14 protein-coding genes are annotated in these 16383 nt (G+C 62.8%); 4 read left to right on the top strand and 10 right to left on the bottom strand.

Annotated elements, in window-relative coordinates; all coding sequences use genetic code 11:
- Positions 1–39: 39 nt before the first annotated feature.
- The 5 genes from ACFSDX_RS12975 to speD form a co-directional block, all read right to left on the bottom strand.
- Positions 40–1626 (bottom strand): polyamine aminopropyltransferase, encoded by a 1587-nt coding sequence (locus ACFSDX_RS12975; protein WP_382314140.1) that lies wholly within the window; start codon positions 1624–1626, stop codon positions 40–42.
- On the bottom strand, positions 1619–1834 hold the full coding sequence (locus ACFSDX_RS12970) for a DUF350 domain-containing protein (RefSeq protein ID WP_382314137.1): 216 nt from the start codon (positions 1832–1834) through the stop codon (positions 1619–1621). Before ACFSDX_RS12970 ends, ACFSDX_RS12975 begins: the two co-directional genes overlap by 8 nt.
- A 101-nt stretch (positions 1835–1935) precedes the next feature.
- Positions 1936–2151: a hypothetical protein gene (locus ACFSDX_RS12965; protein WP_382314134.1), complete on the bottom strand. Its 216-nt coding sequence runs from the start codon at positions 2149–2151 to the stop codon at positions 1936–1938.
- An 11-nt stretch (positions 2152–2162) separates the two neighbouring features.
- Complete coding sequence (locus ACFSDX_RS12960; protein ID WP_382314131.1) at positions 2163–3611, bottom strand: hypothetical protein; 1449 nt, start codon at positions 3609–3611, stop codon at positions 2163–2165.
- Positions 3608–4006 (bottom strand): S-adenosylmethionine decarboxylase, encoded by a 399-nt coding sequence (speD, locus tag ACFSDX_RS12955; protein WP_382314128.1) that lies wholly within the window; start codon positions 4004–4006, stop codon positions 3608–3610. Before speD ends, ACFSDX_RS12960 begins: the two co-directional genes overlap by 4 nt.
- Positions 4007–4133: 127 nt before the next feature.
- Between speD and ACFSDX_RS12950 the strand changes: the two genes are divergently transcribed.
- The gene (locus ACFSDX_RS12950) at positions 4134–4556 is read left to right on the top strand and encodes a hypothetical protein (RefSeq protein WP_382314125.1); all 423 of its coding nucleotides are present in this window, start codon (positions 4134–4136) and stop codon (positions 4554–4556) included.
- Between the two features lie 81 nt (positions 4557–4637).
- Here ACFSDX_RS12950 and ACFSDX_RS12945 read toward each other — a convergent pair whose 3' ends face one another.
- Positions 4638–7121: a M4 family metallopeptidase gene (locus ACFSDX_RS12945; RefSeq protein ID WP_382314123.1), complete on the bottom strand. Its 2484-nt coding sequence runs from the start codon at positions 7119–7121 to the stop codon at positions 4638–4640.
- Positions 7122–7551: 430 nt separating this feature from the next.
- Between ACFSDX_RS12945 and ACFSDX_RS12940 the strand changes: the two genes are divergently transcribed.
- From ACFSDX_RS12940 to ACFSDX_RS12930, 3 genes are all read left to right on the top strand, one after another.
- The gene (locus ACFSDX_RS12940; RefSeq protein ID WP_382314120.1) at positions 7552–8475 is read left to right on the top strand and encodes an SMP-30/gluconolactonase/LRE family protein; all 924 of its coding nucleotides are present in this window, start codon (positions 7552–7554) and stop codon (positions 8473–8475) included.
- A gap of 40 nt (positions 8476–8515) precedes the next feature.
- On the top strand, positions 8516–9436 hold the full coding sequence (locus ACFSDX_RS12935; RefSeq protein WP_382314117.1) for a helix-turn-helix domain-containing protein: 921 nt from the start codon (positions 8516–8518) through the stop codon (positions 9434–9436).
- A gap of 97 nt (positions 9437–9533) precedes the next feature.
- Positions 9534–10415, top strand: coding sequence for an SDR family oxidoreductase (locus ACFSDX_RS12930; protein WP_382314114.1), 882 nt, complete (start codon positions 9534–9536; stop codon positions 10413–10415).
- A gap of 202 nt (positions 10416–10617) precedes the next feature.
- On the opposite strand, the gene ACFSDX_RS12925 is transcribed toward ACFSDX_RS12930, so the two are convergent.
- The 4 genes from ACFSDX_RS12925 to ACFSDX_RS12910 all read right to left on the bottom strand — a co-directional run bounded on the left by ACFSDX_RS12925 (position 10618) and on the right by ACFSDX_RS12910 (position 16136).
- Positions 10618–12810, bottom strand: coding sequence for a S9 family peptidase (locus ACFSDX_RS12925; protein ID WP_382314111.1), 2193 nt, complete (start codon positions 12808–12810; stop codon positions 10618–10620).
- Positions 12811–12918: 108 nt separating this feature from the next.
- Complete coding sequence (locus ACFSDX_RS12920) at positions 12919–14244, bottom strand: gluconate:H+ symporter (protein ID WP_382314108.1); 1326 nt, start codon at positions 14242–14244, stop codon at positions 12919–12921.
- Between the two features lie 122 nt (positions 14245–14366).
- Positions 14367–15020: a sigma-70 family RNA polymerase sigma factor gene (locus tag ACFSDX_RS12915; RefSeq protein WP_382314105.1), complete on the bottom strand. Its 654-nt coding sequence runs from the start codon at positions 15018–15020 to the stop codon at positions 14367–14369.
- Between the two features lie 105 nt (positions 15021–15125).
- Positions 15126–16136, bottom strand: a complete 1011-nt coding sequence (locus ACFSDX_RS12910; RefSeq protein ID WP_382314102.1) for a zinc-dependent alcohol dehydrogenase family protein — start codon at positions 16134–16136, stop codon at positions 15126–15128.
- Positions 16137–16383 lie beyond the last annotated feature (247 nt).

The following is a 16383-nucleotide window of genomic DNA, read 5'->3' as shown; positions in this document are numbered from 1 at the left end:
TTAGTGCAATTGGGGCGTTGGCTCGTCCTTACGTGAACCTCACCCATTGCCGTACGGCCCCCATTCCTCCTCAAAATACCGCACCAGCGCCTGGTTATTGAGCTGATTAACTTCCGTGGGTACCTCGCTCATGTCGGGCGGGAAGGCGCACATCTGGCCGATTACTTTGGGCGTGGCGTAGCGCAGGCCGGGGGGCAGCGGGCCACCATCGGGGCGCCAGGTGCCGGGCTGGGCCTGGGCCAGCACGTAGCCCCACTCACCAAACGAGGGCACGTAGGCGTGGTAGGGCACCGGCGCCAGGCCGCTGGCGGCCAGCGTATGCACCACGCACCAATAGGCCCGCCGCGCGATGTAGGGCGAGGTGGCCTGCACCACTACCAGCCCGCCCGGCCGCAGCCGCTGGCGCAGCGTTTGGTAGAAGGCCGTGGTGTAAAGCTTGCCGATGGAGTAATTGCCAGGGTCGGGAAAATCGACAAATACTACGTCGTAGCGGGTCGTGTCCTGGCGCAGCCAGGCGTAGGCGTCGGCGTTGTGAATATCGACTTTGGGCGAGTGCAGCGAATTGTGGTTCAGCTCGCGCAGCAGCTGATTGCTCTTGAAGAGCTTGGTCATGGCCGGGTCGAGGTCGATGAGGCGAATGCGCTGCACCTGCGGGTACTTCAGGATTTCGCGCACCGCCAGGCCATCGCCGCCGCCCAGTACCAATATCTGGCGTGCTTGCGGCCGGTCTTGCAGGGCCGGGTGCACCAGCGCCTCGTGGTAGCGGTACTCATCGGCTGAGCTAAACTGGAGGTTGCCATTGAGAAACAGGCGCAGCTCGCCGCGGTGGTTGCCCGTGAGCACCAGGCGCTGGTAGGGCGTGCTTTGGGCGTAGATAACGGTGTCCTGAAACACCTCGCCCTCAGCGTAGCGCTGAATGCGCTCGGCGCCCACCACGCCTGCCCCTAGGGCCAGCAACGACAGCGCGATGATGCCGAGGTAGCGCCGCCGGTAAGGTTTGGTTTCGTCAAACGACAGCAGGCTCACGCCCGCCACCACCACGTTCAGCGCCCCAAACAGCAGTGCCGTGCGCACCAGCCCCAGGCGCGGCACCAGCACCAGCGGGAATATCACCGCCGCTAGCAGTGAGCCCACGTAGTCAAACGTAAATACCCTAGCCACCAATTCCTTAAAAGCCAGTCGCCCCTGCAAAATGCGCAGCAGCAGCGGAATCTCCAGCCCCACTAGCGCGCCCAGCAGCCCCACCAGCCCATAGAGCAGCACCCGAAACGAGCCCACGTGCGCAAACAGCCCAAACAACAGCGGCGCTGACGCGCCGCCCACCAAGCCCACCAGTATTTCGAGCCGGATAAACCAGCGCAGCAACTGGCCGCCTAGGTAGCGCGACAGCCACGAGCCCACGCCCATGCTAAACAAGTACACCCCGATGACCGTCGAAAACTGCGTCACCGAGTCGCCGAGCAGGTACGAGGCCAGCGTGCCGGCAATCAACTCGTAGAGCAGCCCGCAGGTGGCGATTACGGCTACCGAGCCTAGGAGCAGCGCCGGCCGCGGCGCCCCGCCCGCGTCGGCCGCCTGGGCGGCCCGCGCCCGGCGGCGGCGCGCTAGTAAGGAGCCCTCACCCATGAATAGCCGCGCTGATAATGAGAGCCACTGCCAGCATAAATGCCGCCGCAATGATGGCCAGGGCCGTGTTGTGCTCCTCCAGGATTTCGCGGCGCAAGGTGCCCGGCGTCAGCCTGTTGAATACGTAAAAGCTAATCATCAGAATAGCGATGCCCAGCACCGAGTACACGACGGAGGCGGTGAGCGCCTTGAGGTTGAGGTATTCCATGGGGGATGAATGAGTGAGTTGTGAAGGAGTAAATTGTGAAGGAGTGAGTCATGGCAGAATCACGCAGTCGCAATTCACTCCTTCACTCCTTCACAACTCACTTACTTGTGGTTGAAGCCATTGACGTAGCCGCCGTGGCCGCCCGCGCGGCGCGGGCCAGCTTGCTGCTCGGTGTCGGTGCTTTCGTTGTCGTCGCCGAGCAGGCGGCTGCCGCGCAGGCCTAGTATCAGGGAGGTGGCCAGCGCCAGGGCCAGCAGCCCCGCGTAGAGCGGCGAGCGGCGAAAATCGGCCCCTAGGTGGCGCAGGAAGGAAAACATACGACGACGAATTAAGAGGAGGTAGGGGCAAAGTCGCTGTTTTCCCAGCGGCTGTTTTCGAAGGAGCCGTGCCGCATCCAGTGCCACAGTGGCACGGCGCTCATCAGGACCAGGATAAGCACGAAATTGGAGAAAAATCCGCTGTGCTGCTCTACCTGGAGCACCAGTGTGGTGTCGCCCGTGCCCGCCTCTGCGCTAGGATACAGATTGAGGTGGTAGCGGCCCGGCGGTAGGCCGCTGATAACGGCGCTGACCGAGCGGCTGCCCTCCGACCAGCTTTCGCCGTCTTCCACGCCTGCGTAGTATTCGAGCGAGCGGGTGACTTCGTAGCCGCGGCCGGTTTGCTCGTTTACCAGGCTGGCCGTTATTTCGAGCCAGTGGTTGGTGAGGTCCAGCGCGCTGAACGTGATGTCGACCGCCGACGGATGGGTAAGCACAATGGTTTTAGACACCAGCATCTGGCTGTAGCCGGCGCTGGCGGCGGGCGGCGTAGTGGTGGCTGGCGCGGCGGGCGCTGTAGGCGCCGCCGCCCGACCTAGGGTATCGCCGGTGGGCGCGGGCGGTGGGCTGGCCGTAGCATTGGAAGCCGCGGGCGCGGCTGGCACGGTAAAGGTTTCGGTGGTGGTGGCGCTGGGCCGGGTGACAGCCAGCCACCCCGTGAGCAGTACCAGCAGCAAGGCCGCCACCCCAAACAAGCGCCAGGCCGGGGACATGTTGTGCGGGTTGGGCTGAGCGGCGCCGATACCTTCGCGGCTGGGTAGCGTGTTCACATCCAGGCCAAAAGCGGTGGCCACCTGCGCCGGTTCTAGGTATTCGGATAGGTACCAGATAGGCTTCCGGTCAGGTATCTTTTCACTAGACAGTAAGTAGGGTGGACAGGTAAACTCCTGAATTTTCAGGCGCTCATCTTCTAGGATATTCCAATCAAACTCGCCTTGCGCGTCGCGGATAATGGGCTCGTAGCGGTGCCACAGCCGGTAGGTGTTGCCGGTAGTCGGGCTGGTCCATTCCTTGCCCTGGATAGACCGTGGGCCGACAACATCGGGATGGTGTGGCGCCCGCCTTATCAGCAGCCAGTGCCCCTGATATTCAGCCAGCTGCAACGGAAAGTCGATGGGGTCGTCGCCCACAATGGGCTCGGTGGGGCGCAGCTGGTACTCGCGCCATTCGGCGGTACGGTTGTTTTTTTCGCCGCGCACCTGGTAGCCCGTGAGGCGGCAGTGGTAGCCGCCTAAGGTGCCGGTGGCGCCCAGCGGCAGGCTGGGGCCGGGCGCCAGCTCACGCTTAAAGTCTCTGGCAATGCGGGTCTCGCCACCCGGCGTCGGCTTGGCAGCGAAGTAAGTGCGGCACTTGAAGCAGCCGAAGTATTGGCTGCCGGCCGGGTCGCAGCACGGGACCTGGGCCGTGCACTTGGGGCAGGTAACCCAGGTTTGGGGCGGGGCTAAGGGGGTGCTACTCATCGCAGAACCTCGGCATAAGCTTGTTCTTCGGCCCCGAAGTACCCTAGGGTTTCCTGGTAGATGCGGCGCACGGCGGCGTGGTTATCGCGCCGGAAATTCGACAAAAACACGTCGAACGTAGCCAGCCCGTGCTCGGGCCAGGTATGGATGCTGAGGTGCGACTCGGTGAGGGCCAGCACCGCCGTAAAGCCCGCATTTTCGGCGAACACGTGGTAGACCTCGCCTACGCAACTGAGGCCCAAGCGCGCCACCAACTCGGCAAAAAACTGCTGGCTGCCCGTGGCATCGCGCAGGGCCGCGGCCGGCGCCGCAAAGGTGGCCAGGATGTGCAGGCCCGCCGCGTAGGCGCCGGGCGGCGCGGGCAGGGTGGCGAGGGGCAGGGGAGTGGCAGTCACGGCCACAATACTACTGCGCCAAACGCAATTTAAGCTGCTGCCGCATGCGCAATAGTACTTAGGCGGATGTAGTTTTAAGACGAGAAGCTCATGAGCCGCTAGCAAAATTATTTTTCTATTATTTAGTATGACTTTATCCACTTACGACCAGGAAACCATCCTTTCCCAGAATTCAGCCGGCAAAATTTATTACGAGCCCGCGGGCTACGTGCGCCTGACCTGGGCCCCCGAGCGGCAGCCGCTCGACGTTATTCAGGCCTTTTATGAGCAAGTGTTGGCCTCGCTGCTGAGCACCGGCGCGCATCATATTCTCTCCGAGCACGGCGCCCGCGCCCCGTTGCCCATCGTGGCCCAGGAGTGGCTTACCACCAACTGGATACCTAGGGCCATGCACCTGGCCAACACGCACACCTGCGCCATTGTGGAGGGCGCCGACCCCCTGCACCGCCTCTCGACGCAATCGGTGGTGAGCACCGCGCCGGAGGGCTTCCGCTTCAAGCGCTTCGACAGCTTCGCGGCCGCCGATGCCTGGCTGCGTGGCCTAGCCTAGCGGCCGCGCGGCTTGGCCCAAAACGCAAAAGAGCCCGGCCAATTGGCCGGGCTCTTTTTGCTAATTCTGTTTTCAATAACCCTAGTGCTTGGCGAAACGCTGCACGAACAGGTGCTGGCCATCGCTGGCGCGCACCAGGTAGAGGCCGGCGGCCAGGCCGCTCACGTCGAGCTGCTTGGTAGTGGCATCGTAGCGGGCGGTGGCGGCGGCGCCGCGGGCATCGAGCACTTGCACGGTTTGCAGGGCGGTGCCCGAGCTCAGCTCGAGCTGGAGGTAGCTGGTGGCGGGATTGGGGAAGAGGCTGAGCGTGGCGTCGGCGTCGGCGTTGAGGCCGCTGGTGGTGGCTACGAGGCCTTCTGGCGCGAAAGTGGCGCCGCCCGTGATGCTGAGGCTGTAGTCCTCAGTTTCGCCGTAGCTGTAGGTGCCGCAGCTGGTGGCCGTGTTGGCATCGCTGAGCACCACGCGCAGGCGGGTTTTGCCCGACTTGGCGGTGCTAGGTACCGTAAAAGTGCTGCTGAGGGTGCCAGCGCTGCTGCTGCTGCCGCTCACGATGGTTTCGCCCGAGTCGGCAAAGTCGCCGTCCTGGTTGTAGTCGATGAAGATTTTCCAGTACTCGGTGTACGTGGTGCTGCTGGCAAAGCCCACTGAGAAATTGATGGTCTGGCTCGAGCCGGCGGCCACGGTGGTGCTCAGGGCGGTGCCGTTGTAGTAGCCACCGTCGGCGGCGCTGGTGCGGGCAATGCTGCCCAGCTTCACGTAGTCGATGTACTCATAGGTCTGGCTGCCGCCCTGGCTGGTGCAGTAGGCCGCGGTGGTGGGCGGCGGCGTGGTGGTGCCCCCGGCAGTGTAAGCGGCGCCGACACCCACGGCGTACCAAGCGTTCGTCACGGCCTGGGCCTGGGCCGAGGTAGCCCCAAACAGGTCGTTAGCGGCCTGGATGGAGTAGGTGCGGGCGTTGGCGTAGTTAGAGCTGGCGCTCAGATACACGCTTTCGGTGCGGTACAGGATTTTAGCGGCGTCGGTCAGGCCCAGGCCCGTCACGGCGAAGGTATTGCCCACCTCGTTGGTGCCGCTCTTGCCCACGGCCACTAGGTAGTACCAGTAGTTGAGCACGCCCGAGTTGGTGTGCACGCCGCCATTGTCGTTGGTCGAGGAAGGCGAGGCGGTCGAGGCCCAGTTCTTGCCCTTGTAATAAGCCGGCTGGCCATACAGGTTGGGGTCGCTCATCGAGCGCAGGGCGCCGCCGGCCTTCATGATGTCCTCGCCAATGTCCCAGGTCGATTTGCCGGTGAGGCCCAGCTGGTCCACGGTGTACTTCTCGATGCTGGCACCCCAGCAGTCGGAGAAGCCCTCATTCATAGCGCCCGACTCGGCTGAGTACGTGAGGTTGGCGGTTTTTTCGCACACGGCGTGGCCGATTTCGTGGCCGCACACGTCGAGCGCCGTCAGGGGCTTAAAGCGGCTGGCCCCGTCGCCGTAGGTCATCACTGAGCCATTCCAGTAGGCATTTTCGTAGCCCGCCGTGGTGCTCGGGGTGTCATCAAAATGCACGTAGCTCTTGATTTTGGCGCCCGCGTTGTCGTAGCTGTTGCGGGCGTGCACGGCCTTCCAATAGTCATAGGTGGCCTGGGCGCCGAAGTGGGCATCGCCGGCCACGTTGTCGTAGTTGGCGTTGTTGTACTCGGCATCGGTCCAGCTGTTGTCGGCATCCACAAAGTCGGTGGCGGCCGTGTAGCTGTTGCCCTTTTTGCAGTTGTAGGTTTCGATGCCGCTGCCGCGGGTGTATTCGCGCAGCCGGTAGCCGCCGGTGGCGGTTTCGGTCGCCACCGAGCGGGTGCCGCTGTAGGCCGTGGCAAACGAGCCCGTGGCGCCAGCGTGCTTAATAATGGCATCGCGCAGCACTACCTCGCCGGTGTGGGCATCCACGTAGAAGTAGGCGCGGCTCACCGGCGCCTGGGCGTAGATGTCAAATTTCCAGGCCAGTACCAGCGGGCCGGTTTCGGCGTCGCGGCGGCCGTCGCGCACAATTACCAGCTCGCCCTGCGGGCGGTAGGTGGCGCCGGTGTTGTTTTCGCTGGCTTTCAGGCCGGCTTCTTCGACGGCATCCTGCCACATGTACTTCTTGGCGCCCACGGCGGCCAGGGCGCGCCCTAGGGCCGCCTCGGCCGAGAGGGCAGGCGCCACGTCGAGCTTCGCAATTTTCTCGTAGTCGCCGCTCAGGCTTTCCACCGCGCCGCCGCGGGCGTGCACTGTGTACGTGGCGTGCTCCACCTTCACACCCTTGTAGTACTGGTCAAACTTTTGGTGGCTGAAGCCGAGTTGGTCGGTTTCGAGGCGGGCCGGGCGCATTTGCTCGTCGGCACCCAGGCCGAGCTGCTCGCGCAGCACAAACGCACCGTCGGCACTGCTGGGCCGGGCCCCGTCCCGAAACTGAATAATGGTGGGCTGGCCATCTTGGCCAAGTTCTTTTTTCTGCACGCGGTCGGCGGCCTGCGCCTGAACCAATAAGGGGAGCACGGCAGCCCCTAGGGTGAGAAATGCTGCCGCAGAGTACTTGTGGGACATATAGTGTGGGTTGGAATTGGAAAAGGAGTAGGTTGCCAGAGGCGCCGCAAGGTAGAATGGTTTTTGAAACGTGCAACGATACTATAGAGATTTTCAAGCGGTTAAGCCACTTGAGTATTGACGCTACTGAAGTCGGTATGAAAAATGCTAGGTCCTGTAAAAGGCCCTCTTGCTCAATGCTAAAGCTTAAGGTAGCGGCTTTATAATATAGCTATTGAGCCCAAAAAAGGCGTTTTTTGAGTGCTGCTAAAATATTTATTCGGCTATTTTTATGAAGAAATGGTGTAGTTGTTAGCACCTAGTAATTAGTCGTAAAATGCAATTTCAGGTCGAGTTGCGCGTCTCGTGCCAGCGTGGCGGGCCCGGCTTTAGTCAGCGGGCGGCGGGCGCTAGTCGTATAGCGAGGTATTCTTAGTTTATCCCCATCAATATGGTAGTTGGATTAGGGCAATGGCGGCGCTGGGCGCTCGCAGTGGCCGTGAGCGTTAGTAGTGGCCAGCTAGCCCTAGGGCAGGCGCCGGCCGGGGGCAGCAGCTTGTTTGCGGGCTCGGCTACCCCGCAGTTGGTGGCCAAGCAATTCAAATTCACGGAAGGGCCAGCCGTGGACAAAGCGGGCAACGTGTTCTTCACCGACCAGCCCAACAACAAAATCTGGAAGTACAGCACCGCTGGCAAGCTGTCGGTATTTCTTGAGCCTGCCGGCCGGGCCAACGGCCTGTATTTCGACCAGAAGGGCAACCTCATTGCCTGCGCCGACGAGCAAAATCAGCTCTGGTCCATCAGTTCCGCGGGCAAGGTAACCGTGTTGCTCGACCAGCTCGGCGGCCGTCATTTTAACGGCCCCAACGACGTGTGGGTGGCCCCGAGCGGCGGCTTGTTCTTCACCGACCCCTACTACCAGCGCGACTACTGGACCCGCACCGCCCCCGAGCTGCCGGGGCAGTACGTGTACTACCTAGGGCCCGGCCAAAAGCAGCCGGTGGCGGTCGAAACGCAGTTAAAGCAGCCCAACGGCATCATCGGGACGCATGATGGCCGCACGCTCTACGTGGCCGACATCGGCGATAACAAGACGTACCGCTACCAAGTCGGCGCCAATGGGGCGCTTACCAACCGCCAGCTTTTCGTGAGCCAGGGCTCGGACGGCATGACCCTCGACGAGCGCGGCAATGTGTACCTCACCGGCAAGGGCGTGACGGTGTACAGCCCCAGCGGCCAGCAGTTGGCCCACATCGACGTGCCCGCCGACTGGACGGCCAACATCTGCTTCGGCGGCAAAAACCGCAAAACGCTGTTTATCACGGCTTCGGAGGCGGTGTACGTGCTGCCCATGCGGGTGCGCGGTGGGCAGTAAAGAGCAGGGGCTTACCTTTGATTTATACAGGTCGCCTCTTATGTCTACTCATCCACTCGCCGAGTTTTATGCCAGCGCGGCTCCTGGCCCCAAGCCCCTCGGTCGGCGGCGGGCGGGTGGCCAGTTTAAGGTGGTGGCGGTGGCCGACCTTATGGCTAACCACGAAAACCGGCCTTCGATGAGCTTCGACCGGCGGCCGTTTTATAAAATCAGCTTGGTGCGGGGGCGGAGCCGGGTGGAATACGCCGACCGGGAGGTGGAGATTGATGGCCTAGGGCTGTGGTTTGCCACCTCGCGGGTGCCCTACCGCTGGCAGCCCCACGACGCCAACCAAACGGGCTACGTATGCCTTTTTACCGATGAGTTTTTGCTGCCCGTGAAGGGCGGCATTGTGCTGGATGAGCTGCCCGTATTCGGCCCCAGCGCCTGCCCGGTGCTGACCGTGAGTGAGGCCGAAGCGGCCGCCCTAGCCGCTATTTTCGAGAAAATGCTGCTCGAAAGCGGCTCTGGCTATGCCTACAGCCAGGAACTGCTGCGGGCGTATTTGCTGGAGCTGATTTACTACGGCCAGAAGCTGCGGCCCGACTTGGTGCCGCTGCCGGCCCCCACGGCGGCGGGCCGGCTGGCCACCCAGTTTGCCGAGCTGCTCGAGCAGCAGTTTCCGCTGGTGGCCCCGCGCCAGCGGCTGGCGCTGCGCACCGCCCGCGACTACGCCGATGCGCTGGCCGTGCACGTCAACCACCTCAACCGGGTTCTGAAGGAAGCCACCGGCCACACCACCACCGCCCTGCTCGCCGACCGCGTGGCCCAGGAAGCCCGGCAACTGCTGAAGCAATCGAGCTGGACCGTGGCCGAAATTGCCGACAGCCTGGGCTTCACTGACACCGCGCACTTCTGCCACTTCTTCAAGCGCCAAACCGGCGCCGCGCCCGGCGACTTCCGGGCCACCGTGGCTGTTTGATTTTTACCGTAGATGGTTTGCGCCGCGCAGTACGGTCCCTAGGTGGCGGCCGGACCTTTGCGCCGTAGTTATTCTGCTACGCTAAAACAGACCATTTATGAAAGTTTTTGTAACGGGCGCCTCGGGCTTTGTGGGCTCGGCCGTGGTGCAGGAGTTGCGGCAAGCCGGCCACCAGGTGTTGGGCTTGGCCCGCTCCGAGGCGTCGGCGCAGGCGCTGGTGGCCGCTGGGGCCGAGGTGCTCCAGGGCGACCTCACCGACCTAGAGAGCCTGAAGCGTGGCGCTGCTGCCGCCGATGGCGTTATTCACCTGGCTTACAACCACGATTTTTCGCAGTACGAAGCGGCCGCGACTACCGAGACTAGCGCCATCGAGGCGATGGGGAGTGTGCTGGCAGGCTCCGACCGGCCGCTGGTCGTGACGTCGGGCTTCGCCGGCTTTGCGCCAGGCCGCCTAGCTACTGAGGAGGACACGCCCACCGCCACCGTGCGCACCTCGGAGCAGGCGGCGCTGGCCCTGGTGCCGCAGGGCGTGCGGGCCATGGTGGTGCGGCTGGCCGCGTCGGTTCACGATGCGGGTGACCACGGCTTCGTGCCCTACCTCATCGGGTTGGCCCGCCAAAAAGGCGAAGCTGCCTACCTAGGCGACGGCCAGAACCGCTGGCCGGCCGTGCACCGGCTCGACGCGGCCCGTCTCTTCCGGCTGGCGCTGGAGCAGGGCGTGGCCGGCGCCCGCTACCACGGCGTAGGCGACGAGGGCATCGCTTTCCGCGACCTAGCGGCCACTATTGGCCAGCACCTAGGCGTGCCAGTGGTATCAAAATCGGCAGCGGAAGCGGCCGAGCATTTTGGCTGGATGGCCCGCTTCGCCGGCCTCGATATGGCTGCTTCTGGGGCACTCACGCAGCAGCGGCTGGGCTGGCAGCCCGCGCACCCCAGCTTGCTGGCCGACTTGGCATTGGGGCATTATTTCGCTGGCTAAAGCGGGTTGCTAGGCACATAAAAAGCCCCATAGCAATTGCTATGGGGCTTTTTATGTGCCTAGGTCGGCCAGACGCGGGGTTGCCGCTGTGTGGCAGTGGAGGCGCAGCATCTAGGTCATGGTTGGCACGAGTTACGTGGCCCTAGACTCGCGCCGGTGCTGAGCGGGCTCGGTAGGCGTGAGACGCCCACCGAGTGAGCCGCTAGCGGCCGCCGGGGGGGCAGTTTTCTTTCAAAAACTTGGTGTAGGTGGCGGCTAGGTGCTTGCTGGTGCCCTCGCCCTCCGAGATGCCGTGGGTGCGGTTGGGGTAGGCCATCATCTGGAAAGTTTTGCCGTTTTTCACCAGCTCGTTTATCATCTGCTCGGCGTTGTTGTAGTGCACGTTATCGTCGCCGGTGCCGTGGATGAGCAGTAGGTTGCCGCGCAGGTTTTTGGCGTGGGCCAGCGGCGAGTTATCCACGAAAAAATGCCGGTCCTCAGGCAGCAGGCCCATGTAGCGCTCCTGGTAGATATTGTCGTAATTCAGTTGGTTGTCCACGGCTGCGATGCTGATGCCGGTCTTATAAATCTGCGGGTATTGCATCAGCAGGCTGAGCGTGGACGAGCCGCCGCCGCTCCAGCCCCACACCGCTACGCGGCTGGTATCGACCCACTTGTTTTTGAGCACTTCCTTAGCGCCCAGGGCCTGGTCGCGGATGTTGAGCGCGCCGATGTTGTGGTAGATGGCCTTGCGAAACTCGCGGCCCCTAGGTGCTGGGGCGCCGCGGTTTTCGAGCGAGGCGTAGATGTAGCCATCATCGGCCATGCTGCCCTGGTAGAGGCGGTTGGCGCCGGTGCCAAAGCGGTCCACAACCGTTTGGCTGGCGGGCTCGCCGTAGACCATGAACACGATGGGGTATTTCTTGGCGGGGTCGAAATTGGTGGGCTTTACCATCCAGCCGTCGAGGGTCACGCCGTCGGCGGTTTTCACCTGGAAAAACTCTGTTTTGGGCAGCTTGATTTTCTTGGCTTGCTCGGGCACCTCGCCGCCGCTCAAGCGCTGGTGGGCGGGTAGGCTCACCACGTCGCCCACCGGAAAGCTGCTGGCGCTGGAGTAGGTGTGCAGCGCGATTTTGCCGTTGGGCGAGATGTCGTAGCCGTTTGAGCCAGCCAGGTTTTGGGGCGTGAGGCGGGTGGCCTTGCCGCCTTGCAGCGGCACCTGGTAGAGGTAGGTTTGGGTGGCGTTGGTGGGCGAGGCCATGAAGTAGATTTTGCCCCCGGCCTCGTCGATGTTCTCGATGCTGATTACATCGTAGTCGCCGGGCGTCAGAAGCTTCTCCTTGCCGCTGCGGTCCACGGCGTAGAGGTGGCGCCAGCCGTCCTTCTCGCTGCTCCACACAAAGCGCTGGCCTTTGTCAATCCAGTTCCAACCCACGGCGCCCTCTTTAGCGTCAATCCACGCCTTGTCGGTTTCACTGTAGATGGGCTTGGCCGCGCCGGTGGCGGCGGTGCACAGCATGAGCTTACTCTCGTTTTGACGACGGTTCAATTGCTGCAAAATGAGCGTGTTGGCATCGGCCCACTCCATGCGCGGGATGTAGTGCTGCACGGCATCGCCGGGCACATCCATCCACTTGGTTTCGCCGCCGCCCGCGGCCACCACGCCCACGCGGCAGCGGCTGGGGTCTTCGCCCACTACGGGGTACTCGACGGGCACGGTGAAGGGGTAGAGCTTCTCCGTCGTGTTCAGCATCAGGTAGTTGGGCGTCTTGCGGGCGTCGAGCTGCCAGTAGGCCAGGCGCTGTCCGTCAGGGCTCCACCGGAAGCCATCGCGGCAGTCGAGCTCCTCCTCATACACCCAGTCGAAGGTGCCGTTGATGAGCTTGTCGGTGCCATCCTGGGTGAGTTGCGTGATGCGGTTATCGGTTAGGTTTTCGACGTACAGATTATGCCCGCTCACGTAGGCCACGCGGCTGCCATCGGGCGAGAACTTGGCGAACATCAGCGACGACTCGGGCCGGCCTTTGCCGAGCTGGGTCAGCTTATTAGCCGCGATGTTATACACCCAGTAGTCGCCGCGGGTATCGTAGCGCCACACTTTCTTGGTGTTGGTATTGAGCAGCACCAGCTTGCCATCGTCGGAGAGCGCAAAGCGGCGCACGCGCAGCGGCTCGCTCTGGCCCTGGGGCGTGAGCTGCTGCTTGCTGAGCACCGTGCGCGACTTATCGGCCTGGCGCACGTCGAGCTCCACTATTTCGTCTTGCTTGACCTGAAAATAGCCGTAGCCATCCTTGGTCCATTGGGTGCCGGGGCCCACCTGCGCCTGCGCAGCGCTACCTAGGGTGAGCAAAAAAGCCACGGCGGCGCTTAGGCGGCGCCCTGCGGGGAAGTTCATGCGGGGAAGGAGAAAAGTCATTAGTGGGTTGAAATTACCCCACCGGCGCCGAACGCTAGGCAGCGCTGGGCGTGGATGAGGTTTCGGCGCGCTAGAGACGCCGCTTTGCAGCGGGTGTTGCGGCGAGCCTTACCCCACTACCGGCAGTACCCAATCGAGCAGCAGCACGCCGAGCAGGCCCACTACCGACACGATGGTTTCCATTACCGACCACGAGCGCAGCGTGTCCTTCACCGAGAGGTTGAAATATTCCTTAAACAGCCAAAAGCCGCCGTCATTGAAATGCGAAAACAGCAGGCTGCCCGCCCCAATGGCCAGCACCATCAGATTGGGGTTGGCGTGCGACTGGGCCAGCGTGGGCAGCACCACGCCCGCCGCCGTGAGGCTCGCCACCGTGGAGGAACCTAGGCACACCCGGATGAACCCCGCAATGCACCAGCCCAGCAGCAGCGGCGGCAGGCCGGTGCCTTGCAGCCCCGCCGCCAGGTGTTGGCTCGCGCCGCTAGCTATCAGCACTTCCTTGAGGGCGCCGGCCCCCCCGATGATGAGCAGAATCGGGGCCACGTCGCGCACGGCCGCGGCGTAGGTTTCCATCACCGCGGGCATGGTTTTGCCCAGCCGCGTGCCCAGGCTGAACGTGGCCACCACCACCGATAGCAGCATCACGGCGCTGGGGTCGGCGAGGAAGGACAGGGCCGGACCTAGGGGCCCGCCCGCCGGCAGCGCGGCTTGCAGGCCCAGCACCACGGCCAGCACCAGCACCGGCAGTAGCGACGACAAAAAGCTATTGAGCCGCCCCGGTAGCCCCTCGGCGGGTAGCGGCTCGGCCACCAGCCCGGCCCGCGGCGGCGCCACCAGGCCCCGCAGCGTGCGCGTGTACACCGGCCCAGCCAGGATGATGGCCGGCACCGCCACCAGCAGCCCGTACACAAACGTGAGGCCCATGTCGGCGTGAAACTGCACCACCAGCGCAGTGGGCGCCGGGTGCGGCGGCAAGAAGCCGTGCAGCACCGATAGCGCCGCCAGCATGGGTAAGCCCACGTACACGGCCGGCAGTTTGTACTGGTACACCACCGAAAAAATCAGCGGCATTATCAGCAAAAAACCTACGTTGTAGAATAAGGGAATGCCGATGATAAACCCCGTTAGCATCAGCGTCCACTGAATGCCTTTGGCGCCACGGTTGCCCAGCAGCGTGGCCGCAATCTGCTGGGCGGCGCCGCTCTCGGCCACCAGCTTGCCCAGCATGGCGCCCAGCACCACTACCAGCGCCACCGACCCTAGGGTGTCGCCGAGGCCTTTTTGCACCGCGCCCAGCACCTGCTTTGGGCCCAGCCCCAGTGCAAACCCCGCCGGAATGGTTACCAGCAAAAACGCCAGAAACGCATTGACCTTGCCCCAACTGATGAGGACGATGAGCGCCAGCACGGCGAGCAGAATAACGAGCAGAGTCATGGGCGGGCGCGGGGCACTAGGTAGGATGGCCCCCAAGATTACCACCTAGGACGCAAAAAAGCCCGCCAAGGGGCGGGCTTTCTGCTTGATGGGACTTGCTACTTAAAAAGAATATTACCTACTTAAAGGCTGTCGTGCTCGGGCGTCAAGAGCTGTTGCAGCAGGCCGCGGCAGCGGTGCAGCTGGCCCTTCACGGTGCCGAGCGGCAGGTGCTCGCGCTCCGCGATTTCTTCGTAGCTCAATTCCTCGAAGTAGTGCAGCTGCACGATGCGCTGGTATTTGGCGGGCAAACTATTGACGGCCAGGTGCATGCGCTCGATGCGCTGGAGCTGGATAAGCGCTTCCTGCGGGGTGGGCGTGGGGTCGGGGTAATCGAAGGATTTGTCTTCGCCGGCAAACTGCGGCGCGTCGAGCGACACCGTGGGCAGGCGCTGGCGGTGCAGGTGGGCGATGCTCAGGTTAGTAGCGATGCGGAACAGCCAGGTGCTGAACGCGAACTCGGGCTTGTAAGTGGGCAGCGAGCGAAAGGCCCGCACAAACACTTCGAGGGCCACGTCCTGGGCGGCGTCGGACTGGCGCACTATTTTTAGCACCAGCTGATAAATACCTTTTTGATAAATTCCCATCAGCGCGGCGTAGGCCCGCTCATCGTGGTGGTCCAGGATGCGCTGCACCAGGGCGAGGTCGCGCTGGGCTTTGCTGGTGGTGGGTTTGGGAGCAGTAAGGATTGCAGAAGCGCCAGCAGTGGCTGACAAGGTGGAAGCAGCAAAAGACATAGTAGCCTAGTATGAAACTAACTAGTAGTCAGGAGGTCGGCGCGAGTGACGTCGGCGCTGGCTTAGAAGTTAAGGGTGAAAAAGAATAGGGTTATAATCCGGCCGCTAGCCGACCCGCACCACGATTTTGCCGAAGTGCGCGCCGCTGCCCATGTGGGCGAGCGCAGCCTTGGTTTCTGCGAACTCAAAAACCTGGCCAATAATGGGTTTTAAGTTATTAGTATCGAAGGCTCGCAGCAAGTCGGCCAGCATCTGGGTGCTGCCCACGTAGATGCCTTGCAGGCGCTGGGTGAGCAAGGGCACCATGCGCAGGTTGGGCGCTTCGTCGCTGGGCGATACCTGGCCAATCTGGAACACCGTGCCGCCCGGCGCCAGGGCGCGCAGTGAGCGGGCCATTTGGCCGGCCACTTCTAGCACGTAGGTGGCGCCCACGCCGCCGGTCAGCTTTTTAACTTCCTCTTCCCAGTCGGGCGTGGTTTTGTAGTTGATGACGTGGTCGGCCCCTAGGGCCTTGGCGCGGGCCAGTTTCTCATCCGAGCTGGAGGTGATAATAACTTGGGCCCCAAACAACTTGGCTATTTGCAGGCCGAAGATGGAGACGCCACCCGTGCCTTGCAGCAGCACTACGTCGCCGGGCCGCAGCGGGCCTTGCTCCACCAGCGCGTGCCAGGCCGTTACGCCGGCGCAGGGGAAGCTGGCAGCTTCTTCGAAGGAAAAGGCGTCGGGTACTTTTACCACGGCGGCCTCCGGGAAGGTCACGTATTCGGCCAGCACGCCGTCGGTGCTGCCACCCAGCGAGCGGGCAACTTTATCGGCCGAAAACGCGCCGTCGTGCCAGTCGGGAAAGAAGTTGACGGCCACCCGGTCACCGGGCTGAAACTTGGTGACGCCCGCCCCGATGGCCGTAACCACGCCCGCCGCGTCGCTAAACGGAATCATGGGCAGCTTCTCGCCGGGGTAGCCAAACCAGCCGTTGGCCAGGGCCCAGTCGCGGTAGTTGAGCGAAGTGGCCTTGACCTGAATCTTGACCTCGTAGTCGCGCACGGTGGGCTCATCGTAGTCACCTAGGCAGAAATTATCGAGGTTTTTGGGCTCGTGCAGTTTGTAGGCTTTCATAAAAACGAAGCGTATGGGAGTCGTAAGGAACAGCCCATGCGCCAATCGGTTTTGTAAAACTAAATTTTAATCAATCTAACTAAGCATTTGCTCACCCCCCGATTGAAACCAAAGTAATAGACGCGCCAGCACGCCGAATATTTGACCCTAGAGCAGCTTTGGGGTCGCTTCACCTACAAGTAGAGTGCGGGGTTTACCCCGCCCGTTGTCATTTAGCTAAGCAACGCCGGGCGGGGGCAAGCCCCGC

Source organism: Hymenobacter bucti (assembly GCF_042681145.1).
GTDB classification, from domain to species: Bacteria; Bacteroidota; Bacteroidia; order Cytophagales; family Hymenobacteraceae; genus Hymenobacter; species Hymenobacter bucti.
The sequence above is the reverse complement of the archived record's forward strand: the minus strand, read 5'-3'. Positions and strand labels throughout refer to the sequence as shown.